Here is a 20,804-nt window from a genome sequence, read left to right on the forward strand (position 1 = left end):
GCCACCAATACCGCTACAATAGAAACATTCATAGCTGGCAAGGAGGATTCATGCTTCGTCAAAGCTACAACACCTGGCAATGTGGAACTCACACTATCTCGTTGGCGCGTCCTAGAATCATGGGCGTTCTCAACGTCACTCCAGACTCGTTCTCTGATGGCGGAAAGAACTTTGATCCAGAGGCTGCAATTGCTCGCGGATTGCAGATGTTGGATGAGGGCGCTGATATCATTGACGTTGGGGGAGAGTCTACTCGACCAGGTCACACGCCTGTTCTGCCCACAGAAGAGGCTGAGCGCGTAGTACCTGTGGTGCGCGCACTGGTAGCTGCCGGCGCAATTGTCTCCATTGACACACGTCACGCCGAGGTAGCAAAGATGTGCGTCCGCCTTGGAGCATCAATCATCAATGACGTTTCCGGCTTCACCGATCCAGAAATGGTTGCTGTAGCTGCAGAATCTGACTGCGGCTGCATTGTAATGCACTGGAATAAGGACGGCCTTGGTGCTCGTGTTGAGCGCAAACAGGTGCAGCTGGATGACATGCGCCCTTCTCGCCCTACTGGTAGCGCAGCTGCTCGGGCTGCAGCTACAGGAGCCGAGACACGCACGCTGAGCTCGCAGCGTCGTTTTACCCTGCCTGAAGAGGCGCCTATTATGCGTCAGATTATGGGCTTTTTGGGCGACCAGGCTCGCGGTCTTATGCGTGCTGGCGTTTCCAAGGACCGCATCTGCATTGACCCAGGTCCAGGCTTTGACAAGTTTGCCGACGAGGACGTTGTTATTCAGCGTGCTACTCGCTCGATGGTTTCTATGGGATATCCGCTGCTCTGCGCCGTGTCCAGAAAGCGCTTTGTCGGCGCTGTTTCTGGCGTAGCCGAGGCTACACAGCGCGACGCAGCTACGCATGCAATTTGCATTGCCGCAATCACTAACGGTGCCCGTATCCTGCGCGTTCACGATGTTGCGGGAACCGCTCAGGCTATCAACGCTTACTGGGCTATGACCGAGCGCGATCCTCGTCAGGGATTTGTGGCGCTTGGCTCCAACGTAGGCGACCGCGTGGGCTATCTGGCCCGCGCAACGCAGCTCATCGACGAGATCCCGCTGACCTGCGTTGTTTCTCTCAGCCACGCCTACGAAACTGAGCCTGCATACGGTATTGCTACACCCGTGGTAAATGCTGTTGCCGAGATTAGAACTGAGCTCCATCCTTTGGTGCTGATGGATAAGTTGCTTGAGGTTGAGAACGCTCTCAACCGTACACGCAAGAAGGGCGAGGAGGGCCATGGACCTCGCACGATTGATTGCGACCTTCTATGGGTTGAGGGTGAACAACACGCAGGTAAACACCTTACTCTGCCTCATCCACGTATGGGCGAGCGCGATTACGTGCTTGTTCCTATGGAGGACCTGATGCACGATCCTGTGCGCTTCTTCTCGCATGGCGGCGTGGAGATTGCCCCTCCTGACCAGCGCGTTGGTCACGTAACCGAGGACTTGGGAGCCATTACGTGGGAGTAGCACAAGAAGCTCTGGAGCTAGCGCGAGGCGGCGCACGAACGGGCGAGTTTGTATTTCGTGTCTCTGACGTGCAGGAATGTGCTGCATCTGGCCAAGACGACTGCGCCGAATCGGCTTGCGTATCGGCATCAGCGCGTCCATCATCTGGCGAGAAACCCTTTGAGGTTGCAACCGTTGTGCGCCTTGGGGTTTCAATGCCCTATGTACCTGCAGTTCCATACGTTGTAGCACTGGGAGTTTGTCAGTTCTTGCGCGCAGCAGATGAGGGTTTTGGCATTTGCTGGCCTTACGATATCTGCTATAAAGACCAGGTAGTTGCCTCAATTAAGGCTACCGCTGGTTATCAAGAGGGTATGTTTGCCGTGGTAAGCGTTGTCGCAGACGCTAAGTTGTTGAGCCCAGTGTTTGACGTTGCAGACAACACAGAACTTCTCGCTAAAAAGGTATCTGAGCTGGTGGTCCAGAGCGTAAGCGCATGGGAACAGCAGGTTAAACGCACACGAAGCTTTGCAGGACCTATCGCGCTGATTTTGAGTGACTACTTTGATATGGTTCCGTTGCTTGGACAGCAGGTTAACAAGGTGTATCCCAGCGGTAACGTTGCACTGACCGCTCGATTTGGCGGTATTGATGTGTGGGGTCATGCCATCCTTGTTGATGAGGATGGTAAAGAAATCCTTGTGAGTGAGGAAGAAGCTTCCGTAGTGCCAGCGGTTTAACTGCCGGTTTAATAGCGGATCCAGATGCCGGTTTAGCTGCGGGCCCGATTGTCGAGTTGTCGGCTGAAGCGCACCTGCGGCGGTAACTACTTGGCAGCTTCGGTAGACTGCTTCCAGATCAGATAAATGCCACGCATAGTAAGCTGTGGATCAACCACGTCAAAGACATCCGTTGCTTCGCTAACGGTGTTAGCCAGGCCACCCGTTGCAATAACAGTTGCACCCTCAATACCAGGCTCTTTGAGTGTCCTAGCAACCAAGCCCTCTGCCTGAGCAGCTGCGCCCACTACAATACCTGCCTGGACAGCGCTTTCTGTGGTGTTGCCCAAGACAGTTTCGGGAGCCTTAATAGGAATGCTAGAAAGTTTGGCCGCGCGCGCAAACAGAGCGTTTGCAGAGATCATAATACCTGGTGAAATAGCGCCTCCGCGGAATACGCCGTCCTTATCGACAACGTCCAAATTGGTTGCGGTACCAAAATCAACCACAATGACCGGATAACCATAGCGCTCAGTTGCGGCAACAGAATTTGCTACGCGATCAGCACCCACAAGCTCGGGGTGGGGGATATTGAAGCGAATCTTATTCGTGGACAGCGCGTTAATGCGGGTCAGAGGCTTGTTAAGCAGCAGTTCAAAGCAGCGCTGCCAAGCACGTGTGATAACGGGAACCACGCACGAAAGTCCACCAGCCTCAACGTCGTCAATGCTCAGTCCATCTTTCTGGAAGAATGTGAAGAGGCGGCCGTGCAGAATGTCAGAGGTGTCGTTTTGATCGGTGGGCATCCTCCAGCCGCGCACCATAGTGCCTTCACTGTCAAATAAACCAATGGCAGTTTGCGTATTACCCACATCAATCGATAAAAACATTATGCCTCCGAAGAGCTGCAGACCGGTTTTGTATGTTGCATTGGATTTTAGCGCATCAAAGGCTTCTCAAAAGTTGTCGCACACAAGAATTGTCTGAACAAAATGTGAATTTCTCGCCAAGTACTTCTGGCAACAGAAGGGTTGTTCTGCTATACTTTTTCAGCTTATTGTCTTGATTGAGCACGTGCTCATAAAGACACCCCTGCTCTGGTCGGAAACCAGGGCCGATGTAAGGAGTCCTGCATGAAGCAAGGTATTCATCCAGAGTACGTAGAGTGCACCGTTCGTTGCACCTGCGGAAACACCTGGACCACACACGCAACTGTTCCAGAGATGCGTCTTGACCTCTGCGACAAGTGCCACCCATTCTATACGGGTCAGCAGAAGCTTGTCGATACTGGTGGACGTGTCCAGCGCTTCGCCGACAAGTTCGGTGGCGCAGCAAACGCTGCTCTCGAGGCTGCTAAGGCTGCCAAGGAGGCAAAGGCTGCTAAGGCTGCTGAGCAGGAGGCCGCTCGTAAGGCTGCTGCTGAGGCTAAGGCTGCTGAGAAGGCAAAGCGTGCTGCTGAGTTCGCAAAGAACGCACCAGCTGCAGAGCCAGAGGCTGAGGCACCTGCAACCGAAGAGGCTGCAGAGTAGCAGGTATTTGCTCGCGCAAAGACCGCAGAGTACAGAATCGGGGTGGCTTCGGCTGCCCCGTTTTTGTTTGGCGAGAAACCCTCTTAGCTCAGAGGGTATACTTGAGAGTGAAAAATCTGCCGTCGGAGGACGAATGGAATCACTGTATACAAAGTATCGCCCGCAAACGTTTGAGCAGGTAGTTGGCCAGAAACACGTGGTTGGCACCCTTGAGCGAGCGGTCTTGGAGCAAAAGCTTAGCCACGCATACCTGTTCTGCGGACCTCGCGGCACAGGTAAGACCACTATGGCCCGTTTGCTGGCAAAGGCCATCCTCTGTCACGAGGCTCCTGGTCACCTGCCCGACGGCACTTGTGAGGACTGTCAGTTGATTGCTGCTGGTCAGCATCCAGACGTCTTTGAGATTGACGCCGCCTCTAACACCGGCGTTGATAACGTGCGAGAAGAGATTATTTCTCGCGCTAGTTACGCTCCCGTGCGTGGCAAGGGCAAGGTTTATATTATCGACGAGGTGCACATGCTTACCTCGGCGGCGTTTAATGCCCTGCTCAAGACGTTGGAGGAGCCTCCTTCACACGTGACATTTATCATGTGTACCACCGATCCTCAGAAAATTCTTGCAACTATTCTGTCCCGCGTGCAGCGCTTTGACTTCCGCTCCATTGCCGCTGACGAGATGGCAGAACACCTGGTCAACGTCTGCAAAAACGAGGGCTTTACCTACGAAGACGCAGCTATTGACCTTATTGTTCGCCATGCGCGCGGCGGCATGCGTGACGCTTTGTCTTCTCTTGAGCAGCTTTCCGTTTATGGCGGCGGCGTCATTTCTGAGCAGACGGTTCGAGACGTTTTGGGTCAGTCGTCCGGTTCTCTTATTAACAATGCTGCGATGGCTCTGGCTCAGCGCGACATTTCTTCGCTCTTTACCACGGTAAATACGCTGTTTGAGGGCGGCAAGGATCTGCTGCAGTTCACGCGTGAGCTTGCCGTCCACGTAAGGGATCTCTACATTGCCGCAGCTGTGGGCGTTGATTCTCCAGCGCTGGCAAATTCCACCGCTTCGACCGAGCAGCTTACTAAAGAAGCTCAGGCCTTTGGGTCGGTTGATAGGCTCTCCAGAGTCCTGACTGTTCTGGGTGACGCCGCAAATCAGATGCGCACTGCCGTGAACCAGCGACTTGTTCTAGAGGTTGCGTTTACCAAGCTGGCGCGTCCTAACACGGAGCTTTCATTGGAAGCACTGGCCGACAGGCTAGCAGTTCTTGAGCAGCAGCTTGCAAACGGTGTTGTTGCGGCTCCAACTGTCGAGAAACCCGCAGCTCCCGAGCCTGTACCGGTACCGCAGTCAGCTCCGATTGCTGCACCGGCTCCCACACCGGCTCCCGCACCAGCGGCGGCTCCGGCACCCACACCACAGGCGGCTCCCGCTCCAGTTGCAACCCCAGCGCCAGCTCCAGCTCCGGCTCCTGCACCAGCACCCGCAGCTGCGCCAGCTCCGCAACCAGCGCCTGCGCCACAACCTGCGCCTGCGCCTGCGCCAAAAGAAGTTGACCAATCAGACGCACTTCTCGTCAGACAGTGGAAAGAAGTCGGCAAGGTTTGTGCCTCCAAGAACGCTGCTCATGCAGCACTGCTGGTCAGCTCAACGCTTGAGTCGGACGATGGCTCTGAGCTGGTAGTTACGCTGCCCAAGGGATCATCGTTTGCCATGAGGATGCTCAGTGCGCCGGCAGTTTCCGAGTTTGTAAAAGAGTGCGTTGCCCAGGTCATGGGCCCACGCCGCATCAAATATGTTGAGTCGAGCCTTGCTGCAACGGCAATCTCTCGAGAAAAACGTGCAGCTCAGGTGCCGGCTCCAGCTCCTGCACCTACGCCTGCAATTCCAGTGGCTCCTGCTGCACCCGTCGCACCAGCTCCTGAGCCAGTTGCGCAGCCTGCTCCTGTCGCTGTTCCCGCTCAGATACCTGCGCCTGCACCAGCACCTGCAGCTCCCGTTGCACCAGCGTCAGAGGCGTCATATCCGATGCCTTGGGATGAGCCTGCATCTGGCAGTGCGTCTACTGAGACTCTCGACTACGATCAGGTACCTTACAGTGATGACGATGTAGCTGCGGTTTTGGACGATTCCGCTGAAGATGTCGCTCCAGCTCCAGTCGCGCCTACGCCCGCACCCGCGGCTCCAGTTGCACCTACGCCTACACCTGTTGCAGCACCCGCGCCGCAACCTGCGCCAGCACCTGAGCCCGAGCCAATTCCAGCACCGGCTCCAGCTCCAGCGCCAGCTTCACCAGAGGACATCGCTGCTCGTTCAGCACTTCCACCAGAGCTTAACAGCGTGGCGGATATGCTTGAGAAGGTGTTTGGACCTGCGGTTTCTTTGTCGGTAGAGAAGAAGTCGGACGCAGGCGTTCTTTCGGACGCAGGCATCCCTTCGGATGCCGAAACTCCCGCAGATCCTGCAAGCAACTAGTACTTCTCGCGATATGACACTTTGGTGCATGGCGCCTCATGCGCCAGCGCAAAAAGCGCAACTTGTCTAAAATAGATACGACGATAGGAGAACATATGGCACGTGGTGGATTTAACATGGGCGGCATGAACCGCAATCAGATGATGGCTCAGGCTCGTAAAATGCAGGAGCAGCTGCTGGAGGCTCAGCAGAAGGCTTCTCTTATGCAGGCAACTGCAAGCGCTGGTGGCGGAGCTGTTAAGGTAACCGCATCCGGCGACCTGCGTCTGACCAACATTACCATTGATCCTGAGGCAATTGATCCTGAGGACATTGAGATGCTCCAGGACATGATTCTGGCAGCTGTAAACGATGCTCTTGAGTCCGCAGAGTCTCAGGCATCTGCCCAGATGAGCGCAGTAACCGGCGGACTGAATATCCCAGGACTGTTCTAATCCATGGCGTTTGATACCACAAACGATGGTCGTGCGCTGCAGCGCTTGCTTGACGAACTAGGCCGCCTACCAGGCATTGGTCCAAAGTCGGCTCAGCGCATTGCCTACCATCTTCTAGAGGTTGATTCCGAGGAGGCTCGCCGTTTGGCGCAGGCTATCTTGGAACTTAAGCAGCAGGTGCATTTTTGCCCTATCTGCTTCAACTATGCAACGCGCGACGAATGCGACATCTGTCTGGACTCTTCCAGAGATCGCAGCAAAATCTGCGTGGTCTCCGAGCCTAAGGATGTCTCAGCAATTGAGCGCACCGGCGCATTCCACGGCCTCTACCACGTTCTGGGCGGCGTTATCTCGCCCATGGACAAGATTGGCCCCGAGCAGCTTCACGTGCGTGAGCTGCTGTCCCGCCTGGCCGACGGCACTGTAACTGAGGTTGTCCTGGCAACTAATCCGGACGTTGAGGGAGAGACAACCGCAACGTACCTCTCCAGAACTATTAATCCGCTCGGTGTGACGGTTACCCGACTGGCAAGCGGACTTCCTGTGGGCGGAGATCTTGAGTACGCAGATGAGGTAACATTGGGACGTGCAATTGAAGCGCGTCGGGAGGTTTAAGCATGGCAAACCACATGAGAACAAGTTCATCTGGCGAGAAGACCCCTGAGGCTTCATCGGTTGATCTGAAGAACATTTCAACGCTTCGTGCTGGTCAAGGTGCACAAATTCCTCAGAGCCCACGACAGGCCGATAACACGCCAGAACCTCCAAATAGAAAATCGGTCATCATCTTGGTGGTCGCAGCTATTGTTGCGCTTACTGCTCTGTTCTTTATTGTTCGTTGCGCTACAAGCACTAAGAGTGAATCTGCAAGCCAGCAGCCAAAGCAGGCCCAGTCAGCCTATGCCGACGAGAAGCAGCAGGATGAGCAGGCAGTTGACGGCTCAGTTACCTTCCACGGTATGAAGTACTCTCTGGAGAAGCAAAGCGACGGCAAAACTGCTGTTGTTCGCACCAGTGACTCGGGAACTAAGAGCGTTCTGTTTGAGGTTGAGGGAACTCCTACCAGTCTGATTCTTTTTAACGACACCATTTTGGTTCCAGAGAATCGCGATTCTGGCTGGGATGTTGTGGCATGTGCTCTGGTAGACGGCTCACTTCCAACCCTTATTGCCGATAAGGACGGCAAGGCTGTTGGCGGAAACGGAACCATCACTGCAGCTACGCTTGACGGAACTACACTTAAGGTGACCGATTCCACAGGAAACACCACCAGCGTTGCTCTTCAGTAAAAGCAACGCGAAGAAATTGTGGATTTCCAGTGGGCGTTCATGTTTCTGAGCTGCGGATATTCTCGCCAAGTGGTTATTTTCAAGAAAATTTTCAAATTCGTTGGAAATAACGCTAGACAAGAATAAAAGTTCCCTGTATTATTTCAATTCGCAACAAGGCGTCCGGGGTATTAGCTCAGCTGGTTAGAGCGCCGGCCTGTCACGTCGGAGGTCGCGGGTTCGAGCCCCGCATATCCCGCCATTGCATGTTCAAGCCCTCTTCGGAGGGCTTTTTCATTAGTAAAAAAGTCCAGCATAAAAGATTTAAATTACATCTTTAATTTATTGAAACCAAGTCAGAAAATGAAGCATTGTGTGCTATCTTTACATCAGAATGTATCTAAGTGCTTCTGCTGAAGAAACATTTAAATGCAGAGGTAAAGTGAGGTGGATTGTGCGGAATCAGAATACTTTGGATGCGCTGTCGCAACGCGATAGTGCAAATTCCATATCCGCAGAATCTGCTAACACAGAACACACTTTAGATTCAATCAAGAAAATTGCTGTTTTTGATTTTGACGGAACCGTCATTTCTGGACAGTCAGGACTCTTGTTCTCTGCGTATTTGCTCCGCCGTCACTTGTCTTCAATTTCTCGTACGTTGAAGCTTTTGTGGTGGGGAACCCGCTACAAGCTGCACCTTCCTCAAAGGCAGGAAGAGGCTCGTGAGCTGGTTGTCGGTGCGCTTACGCAGTATAGCGTTGAGTTTGCAAATGCCGTCATGCACGATTTTCATCGCGAGGTAATTGAGGCGATGTATCGCCCTCAGGCGCTGGAAGAGGTGCGCCGTCGGCAGGCAGAGGGTTGCTGCGTGTTGTTGGTTTCAGCAACGTTTGAACCTATCGCGGAATTGGCCGCCCAGAAGTTGGGAGTGGACGCGTTTCTCGCCACAAAGATGCAGGTGGGAGCCGACGGACACTACACGAGCAAGGTTGACGGCCCCGTGATTGAGGGTGCTCAAAAGTTGGTCTCGGCAACTGAGTGGTGCAACCAGCGCTTTGGCGAGGGCAACTGGGAGATTGCGTACGCGTATGGCGATCACTACTCGGACGCAACGCTTTTGTCGGCAGCTCAAACGCCGTGTGCTGTTTGCCCTGGTCCAACGCTTGCCAGACTTGCAAACAAGTGCGGCTGGAAAATTTTGAACTGGTAGCAACGACTGAACTAAGAGCAGTATCTGAACTAAGAGCAGCACCTGAACCGATAGCAAGAACCAACTTGTAACAACAGCCGACCTGGTCACAAGCCAGATAAGTGAGAAAAGCAGTCCCTCAAGCAGACGCACGAGGGGTACTTGGAGAACCAATGGAAATTTCGCGCAAAACTGACTATGCAATTCGCATGCTTTCTTCGCTGGTGAGAAGCCCAAAGAAGCTTCTTTCTGTTCGCGACGCCGCAGAAGAAAACGATATTCCATACTCTTTTGCTCGCTCAATCCAGCATGACCTGGTCATCGCGGGCGTGATTGTTAGCACGCGCGGCGCTCACGGTGGCATGATGCTGGCCATTGATCCTACTGAAGTAAGCGTTCTTGATATTGTCGAGGCAGTTCAGGGACCTGTTTTTATTTCTAGCTGTGAGTGGGCAGGTCCTAATAACGAGCCATGCCCTCGCCGTAATTCGTGCTATTTTGGACCCCTTTGGTGCAGTGCCGAGAAAACCTTGCGCAATTTCTTTGCGTCCGTGACTCTGCATCAAGTTGTTGTAGAGGGTCTTATGCCAGAGATGGTGGGCGAGTTCCAGCTGGTAAAGAATGAGAATGCCCAGCGTAACGAGCAGATTATCCAGAATGCCACTGCAGCTATTGAGGCTGAGATTACTGCCGGCACCTTTGATAACCTGCTTGATGGTGAGGTTATTTCTGCTGAGAAAAAGCCTTACGAGTTCAATATTGGTCGATAAGAAAATCTCACATACAAAAATGAGTGGCGAAGTGGAACCTGCATCAGAACTCACTCCGGAACTGCGTGCATTTGTCGAATTCGTAGCCAAGAAAGGTCGCGAGTTGTATCGTGATTTACCTTGGCGTCGTACGTATGACCCGTATGCTATCTGGATTTCTGAGGTTATGCTTCAGCAGACGCAGGTCAGCCGCGTAGATGGCCGCTGGCAGAGGTGGCTGGAGCGATTTCCAACGGTTGACGCACTGGCAGCCGCAGCGCCTTCGGACGTGCTTGAAGAATGGCAAGGGCTGGGCTACAACCGCCGCGCTTTGTCCGTGCATCGAGCTGCTCAGGCAATTTCTGAGGCCGGCGGAGTCTTTCCACAAGATCCAAAGGAGCTGGTAAAGCTTCCAGGCATTGGTCCGGCTACTGCAGCGGGTATTCGTGCGTTTGCGTTTAATCTGCACGGTGTTTACCTGGAGACTAACGTGCGCACGGTCTTCCTGCACGAGCTGTATCCGCAGGCAGAGGGTGTGCCAGACTCCGAGCTTGTCCCGCTGGTAGAGCTAACGTGTCCTGCGAGTGTTGCAGACGCCGTGAACGCCGCGGACACTGATAGCGCTGCGAACGTCGCGGATGCCGACGGCACCGCGAACGACGCTACGGCGGAGCTCATACCGCGTAGCTGGTACTACGCCCTTCTCGACTATGGTGCGTACCTGAAGAAAACCATTCCCAACCCTTCGCGAAGGTCAAAAAGCCACGTCAAGCAGTCGCGCTTTGAGGGATCACATCGGCAGAAGCGAGCTGAGCTCTTGCGTGTTCTTCTCGCCCATAAAGACGAGGGTGGAGCGGTGTTCGAGACGCTTCACCAGGAGCTCTGCCAGATTGAGGTCAATGCGGGGCGAGAAACCCTTGATGAGCAGGTTACCCTTGGCTTACTTGAAGAACTTGCGAAGGAAGGCTTTTGTCAGAAAAATGATGAATACTGGCTACCCTAAATGGTTATAATTCATAGTGCTGACGAAGGGGTCAGTATATGAACATAAATGCTAATGATTATCATTTGCATTTGTTCACCACAGGTAACACGGCGCTACCCAGGCGCTTAACATCGCGCTCACAAGCGCTTTGACATGCGTTGACGTGCCACTCGTTAACGCGGGAGAGGAGAAAAAATGGCAGTAGAGTTTGAGAATTCTCAGACAAAGAAGAACCTCGAGGCAGCTTTTGCTGGTGAGTCCCAGGCTACCAACAAGTACAGCTACTATGCTACCCAGGCTGCAAAAGATGGTTATCAGCAGATTTCCAACATTTTCACCGAGACTTCTGGCAACGAGAAAGTTCACGCTAAGCTTTGGTTCAAGTATCTCCATGGCGGCAAGATTCCAGAGACTGCAGAGAACCTCAAGGACGCAGCAGCTGGCGAGAACTACGAGTGGACTACCATGTACGCTGACTTCGCTAAGGTAGCTGAGGAGGAGGGCTTCGCAGAGATCGCTGCTAAGTTCCGTCTTGTCGGCAACATCGAGAAGACTCACGAGGAGCGCTATCAGAAGCTTCTTGAGCGCGTTGAGTCCGGTGAGGTCTTTGAGCGCGAGGGTGTCAAGGTTTGGAAGTGCCTCAAGTGCGGTCACCTGCACGTTGGCGCATCTGCACCAAAGGTTTGCCCAGTCTGCGGTCACCCACAGGCATACTTCGAGGAGCAGTCCCTCAACTACTAAGTTGTAGGTGCTCTGAGCTGCGCGACCGTGCGGAGTTGCAGCTCAGCCTTCTACTGCGTTAAAAATGTACCCGCCAGCAGGTCATCGGCTTGCTGGCGGGTATTTTTGTGCGTGGATGTTGCGGCGAGACGGGTTTCTCGCCAGGCGCGCCGTGCGCTCGGGTCGCGCCTGATTTCTGCAAAGAATCTGTAACATTTGCCTAAAAACATCAAAGAATCTGTGGATTTGCCTGATTTTGTCAAAGAATCGGTGGCTCAAATACAGATTCTTTGCACTTTTCAGGCAGACTTTGAAGCGCGTCCGAGTTCGATCTTTCATGGAGCCTGATTTTCTCGCCATGTCTGAATGATTTGCCGGAAAAGTTCACCATATCTGAGCTATTTGCCGGTTTTTCTCGTCATGTCTGAGTAAATTTACTCAGACTTCATGCACTTTTCAGGCTCGCATGGTGCGCTAACCGAGAAAAGCCCGTCTGCCGAGAAACCCCGTGCACTCGCAGCGGCGCTTCGCGCCCGTGCACCCGCTCGCACTCGCACCCGTGCTTATCCCTTGAACCAGCGATTGGGCTGCTCGTAGGAAGGGCAGATGTCGCTCATGGGACAGCCGACGCACTTGGGGTTGCGAGCGGTGCAGGTTTCTCGCCCAAAGTGAATCCACTCTTCGTTGACGTCTTTCCAGAGTTCGTGGGGGAGAAGCGCGAGCAGGTCCTTCTCGGCAGCCAGCGGCGTGGAAGCCGAACTCAGGCGCATGCGCTTGGAGATCCTGTACACGTGCGTGTCTACCGCGATGCCGTCGACCACGTTAAACATCTTGTTGAGCACGATGTTTGCAGTCTTTCGACCGACGCCCGGGAGCTTGACCAGGTCTTCCATGGTGCCAGGGACTTCTCCGCCGTATTCCGTCAGCAGAATCTGGGCGGTTTCCACGCAATGCTTGGCTTTTGCGCGCCAGAAGCCGATGGTCTGGATGACCTCTCCGACCTCGACGGCATTGGCGGCCGCCATGGATGGGGCGTCTGGCCAGCGGCGGAACAGCTCGGGCGTAACTTTATTTACGGCGGCGTCAGTAGTCTGTGCCGAAAGCATAACGCTGATGAGCAGGGTAAACGCGTCGTGGTAATCCAGCGCGCTCTGGACGCTTGGATAGAGCTCGTGCATGCGTCGGCACAGCTCAATACCGCGTTCTACCTTGACTTTCTTTGATTCTCTGGGCATAACCTCTCCTCAATTCCTTCTATGTGTACCCAGTATGTAGTTACGTTATCACGTGGGGCGAGAATAGCAAAATAGCTGCATAACGACTACAATAACAGCCCAATTGAAAAGTTATCAAACCTGCGCCTGCGCGCCGGACGTCGCTGGCAAGTGCGCCGGACGTCGCGCGCCGGACGTCGTGCGCCGGACGCGACAGCGTCCAGCAAGGTTTGGTGTAACCCGCATGCGTTTGCATGTGGGTTTAGCGGCATGGCGGGAGACTGTGTGTTTATCAATAGAGTTGCAGCTCAACTACTGAGCGCACCCGAGCTAGAGAAGCTGAAACGAGAGCTTTCGCGCGGATCAGACGCCACGCTGTCCCTCTCGCAAAGCGCTCGTCCGCTGATGCTGGCTGCGCTCTGGGCGCAGAATCCCCGTCCGTGCCTGCTGGTCGTTGCGGGAGAGGACGCCGCGGACCGCACGGCGCGCTCGCTCGCGGCATGGCTGGGCAACGACGCCGTGCTGCGCTATCCCAACCGCAAGGATCGCCCCTGGTCGGATACCACGCCAGACGACGCCCTCATTGGCGCCAGGTGTCGCGCTATCGCCAAGCTTTCCGCTGGCGAGAAGGTCATTGTAGTTGCAAGCGCCCACGCGCTGATGCGCAGAGTTCCCCCTGTTGGTTCGGGCTATTTTCTTCCTGCAACGTTCACCGTTGGCGACGACGTTCCCTTTGAGGACGTAGCTTCGCTGCTCGTGGGCATGGGATACGCCGACACGGGCGAGGTAGACGCGCCAGGCACCTTCCACATTCACGGTGATACAGTTGATATCTTCCCAGCTCAAGCTACAAGTCCTGTACGCATTGAGTTCTTCGGAGACGAGATTGACCGCATCAGGCGCATGGTGGCAGCAACTGGACAGACTATCGGTGCCATTGATGAGGTAACCGTTGCCCCAGCTAGAGAGCTTGCATTTACCAAAGAAACCATTCGCCGCGCAGAAGAAGCGCTCTATACGCGCGCGCAAGAAAACTCTGCACTCGCTGCTGACCTGGAGCTTATTCAGCGCGGAGCTCAGGCTCCTGCACTTGAGCGCTATCTTCCTGTGTTGTACGGAGGTACTGCCAGTCCGCTTGAGCACATCTCTTCAAAGACGCTGGTAGTCCTTGCGGAGCCACGCTCGCTATTTGACGACTGCCAGCGCGCCTTTGACGAAATTTCTGCATCCGCAGCGGCATCAAAAGTGAAACTAGATGGTCTGTATACAGATCCCAAGGCCATGGACTTTGGCTCGCAGCAGCGCTTGTCCTTCTCGTCGCTTCTACGTACGGGAGCTGCGGTAACGTCGGAGCTCTCTGTGGTGCAGCCGTCTATTGCGGGTTCAGACACAAAGCTTTTGGGTCGCGTAAGGCAGTTGGTGCAAGACCGCGATGCCGTGGTATTTGCTGTGCCCGATCGTGCCGCTCGGGAGCACCTCAAGCTGCTTTTCTCGGATGAGTCCATTCCGTTTGAGGAGTCGCTGGGCACGGCGCTTGAAAACGAGCCTGATAAAAACGGTGCTTACGCGCCACTCAAGCGTGGTCGCGTCACGTTTACCGACGCACCTGTTCCCGCCGGAATCATTATCCCTACAGCTAATCTAGCAGTGCTTTCTGTCTCGGACTTGACGGCCAGGAGCGCACGCAACAAGAAACGTTCCAAACGTATTGACCCCACAACGGTGACGTTCCCGTTTAAGCCGGGCGACTATGTTGTCCACGCAACGCACGGTATTGCGCACTTTACCGCTATTGTGCGTCAAGAAGTTGCAGGTAGAGAACGTGATTACTTCCTGCTTGAGTACGCCAATGACGATAAACTCTATGTGCCCCTGGAGCAGGTTGACCGCATTACGCGCTATGTAGGACCTGACGGCAATAATCCACGCCTGACCAGGCTTAACACGGCAGATTGGTCGCGCGCCACTAACAAGGCAAGAAAGTCTGCCAAGAAACTGGCATTTGACCTGGTAGATCTCTATACACGTCGCGCTTCAGTGCCGGGTTATGCGTTCTCACTGGATACTCCTGCTCAGGAAGAGATGGAGTCCAGCTTCCCGTATCAGCTGACACCAGACCAAGAAAGCGCTGTTGCAGACATTAAACTGGACATGGAAGCGCGTAAGCCAATGGACCGCTTGCTTTGCGGCGATGTGGGCTTTGGCAAGACAGAGGTGGCGCTGAGAGCTGCATTTAAGGCGTGCCAAGATGCTCGTCAGGTTATGATTTTGTGTCCAACTACCATCTTGGCTCAGCAGCACTACGAGACGTTTTTCTCGCGATTTGCTCCGTTTGATTTGAAGGTGAGCGTGCTTTCGCGTTTTGTTACGCCTGCTCAGCAGAGAAAAGCGCTTGAGGGATTTGCAGACGGAACCGTAGATGTGCTGGTAGGAACTCATAGGTTGCTCTCAGCTGACGTCAATCCACACGACTTAGGCTTGGTTATCATCGACGAAGAGCAGCGCTTTGGCGTGCAGCACAAAGAGCAGCTCAAAAACATGCGTGAGCAGGTAGACGTGCTGACACTCTCGGCAACGCCAATTCCGCGCACCATGCAGATGGCCATGAGCGGCGTTCGTGACATGAGCTTGATTCTGACGCCACCGCCTGGCAGAAAGCCTGTTCAGGTAATGGTGGGCGAGTACAACCCGGATCTTGTTTCCGCAGCTATTAGAAGTGAGCTGGAGCGAGAAGGACAGGTGTACTACGTGTCCAACCGCGTGACCACTATTGATGAGGCGGTGGCTCGCGTGGAGGAAGCTGCGCCGGAGGCTCGCGTGGGTGTGGCTCACGGCCAGATGAGCGCTCGCGAGGTAGAAAACGTCATGCTTGCCTTCCAGGAGCACGAGATTGACGTGTTGGTGGCCACCACCATTATTGAGTCCGGCATTGACAACTCGCACACTAACACGCTGATTATCGAGGACTCACAGCGCTTGGGACTGGCTCAGCTGTACCAGCTCAAAGGCCGTGTTGGTCGTGGTAGGCAGCAGGCGTACGCGTACTTTATGTTCCCGGCGGAATTGCCGCTGACGGAAGAGGCAACCGAGCGTCTAACCGCAATCAACGAGTTCCAGGATCTGGGTAGCGGCATGCGCATTGCCATGCGCGACCTGGAGATTAGAGGCGCGGGCTCTCTTATGGGTGCTGAGCAGCACGGAAACCTTTCTAGTGTTGGCTTTGACCTCTTTACGCAGATGCTGGGCGAGGCGGTTGCGGAGGCTCGCGGTGAGTCCGCTGAGTTGGAGCAGGCTGAGGTAACCATCAATCTACCTGCAGATTTCTATCTTGATGAGGATTATCTGCCAGAGGTTGACCGTCGCGTTCTGGTGTACCGTCGTCTTGCCGCAGCTACAGAGCTTTCCGATGTGGATGCCCTGCAGCAAGATACCGAGAATAGCTTTGGTGCCCTGCCGCTTGCAGGCAAGAACTTGTTTGACCGTGCCCGCGTGCGCATCCGCGCGCAGCGTCTGGGTGCAACGTCAGTGAGTCTGACAAATGGACGCTTGGTATATCTGGGTGTAGAAATTCCTCGCGAACAAGCCCTCAAGTTGAAGGGTCGCGGTGCTATCGTGTATCCAAAGACGCATAAACTGGCGTATCCGTTCCATAGAAATGAAGAGCAGCTGATGCCCGCCGCCCTGGGAGTTCTTGAAGAGCTTGGTGGCGACGACGAGATTGAGGAGTAAATATGAGCCAAACAGCAGGTCAGACGTCGCAGAACGCCGCGAGCGCTGCGGGGACCACGAGCGCCGCACAGAACGTCGCGTGCGCCGCGCAGGATGCCGCAAGCGCCGTGGACACGATCTTTACCGCACCGCACCTCAGGTGGGGCGTTATTGGCTGCGGAGTCATTGCAAATCAGATGGCAGAGGCGCTGGCTTCGGTTGGCAGAACCATTGACGGCGTAGCCAACAGGACGCAGGAGAAGGCCGTCGCGTTTGCACAAAAACACCACGTCAAGCGCGTGTATGACAGCATCGACGATCTTCTCGCCAGCGACGAGATTGACGCGGTGTATCTGACCACACCTCACAACACGCACATCATCTACCTGCGCAAAGCACTTCAGGCGGGCAAGCATGTGCTGTGCGAGAAGTCCATTACGCTCAACTCGGCTGAGCTGCTTGAGGCCGAAGAACTTGCTCGTCAAAACGGTGTTCAGCTCATGGACGCCTGCACCATTTTGCACATGCCGCTCTACAAAGAGCTGGTTAGCCGCGTGGAGGCTGGCGAGTTTGGTCCAGTCAACCTGATTCAGGAGAATTTTGGCAGCTACAAAGAGTTTGACATGGAGAATCGCTTCTTCAATCCTAAGCTTGCGGGCGGCGCGCTTCTGGACATTGGCGTCTATTCGCTGACACTAGCGCGTCTTTTCTTGAAGAGCCAGCCTCATGACGTGCTCTCCATGATGAATCCGGCCCCTACCGGCGTTGATCAGACGGACGGCATTTTGCTCAGAAACGCCGAGGGTCAGATGGTTGTTCTGGCGTTGACACTTCATTCCAAGCAGCCAAAACGCGCTATGATTTCCGCTGATAAAGCCTTCATCGAGATTATGGAGTACCCACGCGCAGACGTTGCCACAATTACGTGGACTGACGACGGCAAACAGGAGAAAGTCCAGGTAGGACGCACGGCTGACGCTCTGGCGTACGTACTGGCAGATCTGGAGTCCGCTGTTGCAGGAGACGCTTCTGCTCAGGCGCAGCTTGAGGTCTCAAAGGACGTTATGGAACTCATGACCGGCCTGCGTAACGACTGGAATTTCCTGTACCCTGAGGAGCAATAAATTACATGACATCTGACGAGAAGATCGCCCAGCTAGCTGCCGCAGTCGATGAAGAAACAAAGGCTCGTCTTGGAGCACCGCAGACACACCCGGAGTTTGACCGCCTGATCAGAACTATCTGGCGGCTTCGTCAGGAGGATGGCTGTCCTTGGGATAAGGAACAGACGCATCAGTCCATCTCGAAGAACATGATTGAGGAGGCCTACGAGGCAGTCGAGGCTATTGCTGAGGGCTCTCCCGAGCATCTTGAGGAAGAGCTTGGCGATGTGCTTGAACAGGTAGTTCTTCACTCGCAGATTGAGGCGGACAGCGGTGCCAGTGCGGGCAGTGGCGCACGCGATTGTGCAGCGGGTATGGCTGACGCGTGCAACCGTGCGGCGGGCTTCGACATCGACGATGTCTGCCGAGCGCTCAATCAGAAACTGGTACGCAGGCATCCGCACGTATTTGGGCCAGAAGCTGGCTCAACGTCGTCGGCTGCGGCTGTCTTGGACGTGTGGGAGAGCGTCAAAGCTGAGGAGCGCGCCAGTGCGGAAGATACCGTGCACACCGAGGGTCTTCTCGACTCGGTTCCACAGTCTTTACCTGCGCTTATGCAGGCCCAGAAGATCTCAAAACGCGCCGCAAAGATGGGCTTTGAGTGGGCGTCTGTCGCTGACGTGTGGGACAAGGTTGCCGAGGAACGCGCGGAGTTTGACGCCGAAGCTCCAGGTACGCAGCAGAAAACGGACGAATTTGGCGATATCTTGTTTGCGCTGATAAACGTTGCTCGCTGGGAAGGCGTTGATGCGGAAGAGGCGCTGATGAGCGCCTGCAGGAAGTTCCGCGCTCGCTGGTCGTACATGGAGAAAGCTGCTGCCGAGAGAGGCTTCTCACTTGACGAGAAACCCGAGCTACAAGAAGATTTGTGGCAAGAGGCAAAACGTCATCTTGGCGCGTAAGCAAGCTGCACAGATTGCAGTGAAGACATGCGACGTACCGCAAAGCTTACGACTTGCCGTAGAGCGACGACTCTATTCGGTGAATCGATGAAATTCCAAACTGAGGCAGGGCTATCGGCGCTGCCTCTGCCATAATAAAGATGTTGCAATTTGTTGCGACGCATCACCAAACAAACCAGAAATGAGATCCGTGATGAGTCAAGACACCACTAAAAAGAGTGGTACAAAAAGAAAAACAACGCCCACCAAGCGTTCCGTTGAGCCTCTTAAAGAGACTACCGCGGAGCATGCCTCTGGTGCTCTCAAAATATTTTCAACTAAAAAAACCGAGAAACCCCAGGTAACTGAGAAATCTCAACCTGATCAGAAGTCGGCCGCGGCAAAGAAAGCTGTGGCGGCTCCAAAAGATACAGCGTCGTCAGAGGGCACGGCGCCATCAAAACAAGTATCTTCCCAGAAGAATTCCAAGGACATCAAGTCTAAAAGAACCGTTCAAGTTAAGAGAATCGACAGGACTCAGAGGTCAGACCGTGCCCAGAGGTCCGAGCACGGACAGAGGCCTGAGCGCGGACAGAGTTCCGAGCGCGGTCAGAAGTCTGAAAGAACCAATAAACCGCAGTTCAGCGTAGCTTCTCTGGTAGAGCTTAAGGACAACGCACTTGATTTTGCGCGCAACCACACCAAGCTTGTCGTTTTTCTCGGCGTTGTAATCTTCCTGCTTGTGGGATTGTATCCACCAATTCGTGGCTACTACCACGCTGTTCGCGAGCATGACGAGTTGCTGCTAAATCAGCAGAAGCTCGAGGAAGATCAAAAACGACTTGAGTCCGAGGTTCAGGGTCTGCAGACAAAAGAGGGCATCATAGACGAGGCTCATAAGCAGGGCTTGGTTTCTGGCGACGAGGAATCTGCGCGAGTAGAGGGCCTTGATAAAAAGAAGGACGAGAATACCGTTCAGCATCCTGACTATCCGTGGTACATCAAGGTTGGGGACTTTGTTTTTGGATTTACACCAGGCGATTCCGGCAATACTGAGGCTCCTAAGAGCGCAAACTCTGACGATTCTACATCTGCACCAGCTCCTGGAGAGTCTCACGAGCAGAAGAACTCTGGAGAAGGTGGATCTTCTGAGGGGTCCGGAGCCGACAATTCAAAGTCTGATAGTGGGAACTCACAATAATGCTTCTAGCTGCAATTGATATTGGAACCGTAACTGCTCGACTTGCGCTTGCGCAGGTAGAGGACGGTCGCGTCATTCGCATGGCCAAATACACCGAGATTGTCAATTTGGGCGAGGGTGTTGATACGACAAAGCGCCTGCTACCTGAGGCAATTCACCGTTGCGTTGGATGTGTTTCTTCCTATGTTGATCACGCGAGAAAAGAGGGCGCTGAGGCAGTTGTGTGCACGCTCACAAGTGCCGCTCGCGATGCAGAAAATGCTCCTGACCTGGGAATGGGCCTAGCATCGCTGGGACTTGAGCCTATGATTATTCCAGGTGAGATTGAAGGCGCACTCACTTTTTTGGGTGTCTCTCACGATTTTGAAAATCATCGCATTCTTGTTGCCGACAGCGGCGGTGGCTCAACTGAGCTGGTTGTTGGTACGCTGGTGGGGCAGTCTGCGGCTCAGGGCGCAGGTCAGGGCGCAGGTCAGTCTACGGATCAGCGCGCAGGCCAGCAGCTCGACATCAACTTTGTCGAGTCCGTTGACCTTGGCTGCAGACGTCTGACCGAGCGCTTTAATCTGTCTTCGGATCACCCATCAGCTGAAGACATTGACGGGGCTCACCAAATGGCAGCTCAGATGATGTCTGAGGCTATCGGACGAGCTCAACAGCAGTGTGCGGCGCCAGAGCTTCTGGTTGGTGTTGGAGGAACCGCAACCAGCCTCATTGCCATCAGGGACCATCTTGACCCGTATGACCCGTCAAAGGTGCACCTCAACCACATCTCGCTTGACGAGATGTTGCAGATAGAGGGGCTTCTCGCTAGCAAAACGTTAAAGGAGCGAGAAGACATAACGGGACTTCAGGCAAAACGTGCGCCTGTCATGCTCGCGGGCACTATTTTGCTTGCAGAATTGATGAAGAATTCGGGCTTTAAACACCTGGTAGTAAGTGAGAGTGACCTGCTCTTTGGCCTGGTGATAACTGCTTCTGCCGTTTACCAGGGAAAGCAGTCGCCTGTGATTTGGAAGCCAATTTTGCGCCCGCTGAATTAAAAGTAGTGGCATAATAGCTAGACATA

18 protein-coding genes and 1 tRNA gene are annotated in these 20,804 nt (G+C 54.3%); 17 read left to right on the plus strand and 2 right to left on the minus strand.

Translation table 11 applies throughout. The features are described from left to right. Positions 1-50 precede the first annotated feature (50 nt). Together folP and ACO5GU_RS03970 are read left to right on the plus strand one after the other, a co-directional pair. On the plus strand, positions 51-1,523 hold the full coding sequence (gene folP, locus ACO5GU_RS03965) for a dihydropteroate synthase (RefSeq protein WP_484930233.1): 1,473 nt from the start codon (positions 51-53) through the stop codon (positions 1,521-1,523). Next, entirely contained in the window at positions 1,514-2,242 is a 729-nt protein-coding gene (locus tag ACO5GU_RS03970; protein WP_484930234.1) for a hypothetical protein, read from the plus strand. Before folP ends, ACO5GU_RS03970 begins: the two co-directional genes overlap by 10 nt. 86 nt (positions 2,243-2,328) lie before the next feature. On the opposite strand, the gene ACO5GU_RS03975 is transcribed toward ACO5GU_RS03970, so the two are convergent. Continuing rightward, positions 2,329-3,111, minus strand: a complete 783-nt coding sequence (locus ACO5GU_RS03975) for a type III pantothenate kinase (protein ID WP_484930235.1) — start codon at positions 3,109-3,111, stop codon at positions 2,329-2,331. Positions 3,112-3,354: 243 nt separating this feature from the next. Here ACO5GU_RS03975 and rpmE point away from each other — a divergent pair, with 243 nt between their 5' ends. From rpmE to rbr, 10 genes are all read left to right on the plus strand, one after another. Beyond that, a complete protein-coding gene (gene rpmE / locus ACO5GU_RS03980; protein ID WP_484816597.1) occupies positions 3,355-3,750 on the plus strand; it encodes a 50S ribosomal protein L31 in 396 nt (131 codons plus the stop codon). Positions 3,751-3,883: 133 nt separating this feature from the next. After that, positions 3,884-6,220, plus strand: coding sequence for a DNA polymerase III subunit gamma/tau (gene dnaX, locus ACO5GU_RS03985; RefSeq protein WP_484930236.1), 2,337 nt, complete (start codon positions 3,884-3,886; stop codon positions 6,218-6,220). Between the two features lie 95 nt (positions 6,221-6,315). Next, on the plus strand, positions 6,316-6,654 hold the full coding sequence (locus tag ACO5GU_RS03990; protein ID WP_012808212.1) for a YbaB/EbfC family nucleoid-associated protein: 339 nt from the start codon (positions 6,316-6,318) through the stop codon (positions 6,652-6,654). Positions 6,655-6,657: 3 nt separating this feature from the next. Further along, positions 6,658-7,269: a recombination mediator RecR gene (gene recR / locus ACO5GU_RS03995; RefSeq protein ID WP_484816595.1), complete on the plus strand. Its 612-nt coding sequence runs from the start codon at positions 6,658-6,660 to the stop codon at positions 7,267-7,269. A 2-nt stretch (positions 7,270-7,271) separates the two neighbouring features. Beyond that, positions 7,272-7,943, plus strand: a complete 672-nt coding sequence (locus tag ACO5GU_RS04000; protein ID WP_484930237.1) for a hypothetical protein — start codon at positions 7,272-7,274, stop codon at positions 7,941-7,943. 164 nt (positions 7,944-8,107) lie between these two features. Then, a tRNA-Asp gene (locus tag ACO5GU_RS04005) sits at positions 8,108-8,184 on the plus strand. A 192-nt stretch (positions 8,185-8,376) separates the two neighbouring features. Next, complete coding sequence (locus ACO5GU_RS04010) at positions 8,377-9,135, plus strand: HAD family hydrolase (RefSeq protein WP_484930238.1); 759 nt, start codon at positions 8,377-8,379, stop codon at positions 9,133-9,135. A gap of 152 nt (positions 9,136-9,287) precedes the next feature. Then, positions 9,288-9,884 carry an RrF2 family transcriptional regulator gene (locus ACO5GU_RS04015; protein WP_484890361.1) on the plus strand — a complete coding sequence of 199 codons (597 nt, stop codon included), beginning with the start codon at positions 9,288-9,290 and terminating at the stop codon, positions 9,882-9,884. A 19-nt stretch (positions 9,885-9,903) separates the two neighbouring features. Beyond that, a complete protein-coding gene (locus ACO5GU_RS04020) occupies positions 9,904-10,866 on the plus strand; it encodes an HhH-GPD family protein (RefSeq protein ID WP_484930277.1) in 963 nt (320 codons plus the stop codon). A 177-nt stretch (positions 10,867-11,043) separates the two neighbouring features. Further along, complete coding sequence (gene rbr / locus ACO5GU_RS04025; protein ID WP_484918146.1) at positions 11,044-11,589, plus strand: rubrerythrin; 546 nt, start codon at positions 11,044-11,046, stop codon at positions 11,587-11,589. A 542-nt stretch (positions 11,590-12,131) separates the two neighbouring features. Here rbr and nth read toward each other — a convergent pair. After that, positions 12,132-12,803: an endonuclease III gene (gene nth / locus ACO5GU_RS04030; protein ID WP_484815313.1), complete on the minus strand. Its 672-nt coding sequence runs from the start codon at positions 12,801-12,803 to the stop codon at positions 12,132-12,134. 264 nt (positions 12,804-13,067) lie between these two features. Here nth and mfd point away from each other — a divergent pair, with 264 nt between their 5' ends. From mfd to ACO5GU_RS04055, 5 genes are all read left to right on the plus strand, one after another. Further along, positions 13,068-16,511, plus strand: a complete 3,444-nt coding sequence (gene mfd, locus ACO5GU_RS04035; RefSeq protein WP_484930239.1) for a transcription-repair coupling factor — start codon at positions 13,068-13,070, stop codon at positions 16,509-16,511. A 2-nt stretch (positions 16,512-16,513) separates the two neighbouring features. Continuing rightward, positions 16,514-17,614, plus strand: a complete 1,101-nt coding sequence (locus tag ACO5GU_RS04040) for a Gfo/Idh/MocA family protein (RefSeq protein WP_484930240.1) — start codon at positions 16,514-16,516, stop codon at positions 17,612-17,614. A 5-nt stretch (positions 17,615-17,619) separates the two neighbouring features. After that, positions 17,620-18,555, plus strand: coding sequence for a nucleoside triphosphate pyrophosphohydrolase (gene mazG, locus ACO5GU_RS04045; RefSeq protein WP_484930241.1), 936 nt, complete (start codon positions 17,620-17,622; stop codon positions 18,553-18,555). A gap of 190 nt (positions 18,556-18,745) precedes the next feature. Continuing rightward, positions 18,746-19,735 carry an FtsB family cell division protein gene (locus ACO5GU_RS04050; RefSeq protein ID WP_484930242.1) on the plus strand — a complete coding sequence of 330 codons (990 nt, stop codon included), beginning with the start codon at positions 18,746-18,748 and terminating at the stop codon, positions 19,733-19,735. Then, positions 19,735-20,778 carry a Ppx/GppA phosphatase family protein gene (locus ACO5GU_RS04055; protein WP_484930243.1) on the plus strand — a complete coding sequence of 348 codons (1,044 nt, stop codon included), beginning with the start codon at positions 19,735-19,737 and terminating at the stop codon, positions 20,776-20,778. Before ACO5GU_RS04050 ends, ACO5GU_RS04055 begins: the two co-directional genes overlap by 1 nt. The last annotated feature ends 26 nt before the right edge of the window (positions 20,779-20,804 follow it).

Source organism: Lancefieldella sp. (genome assembly GCF_057237245.1).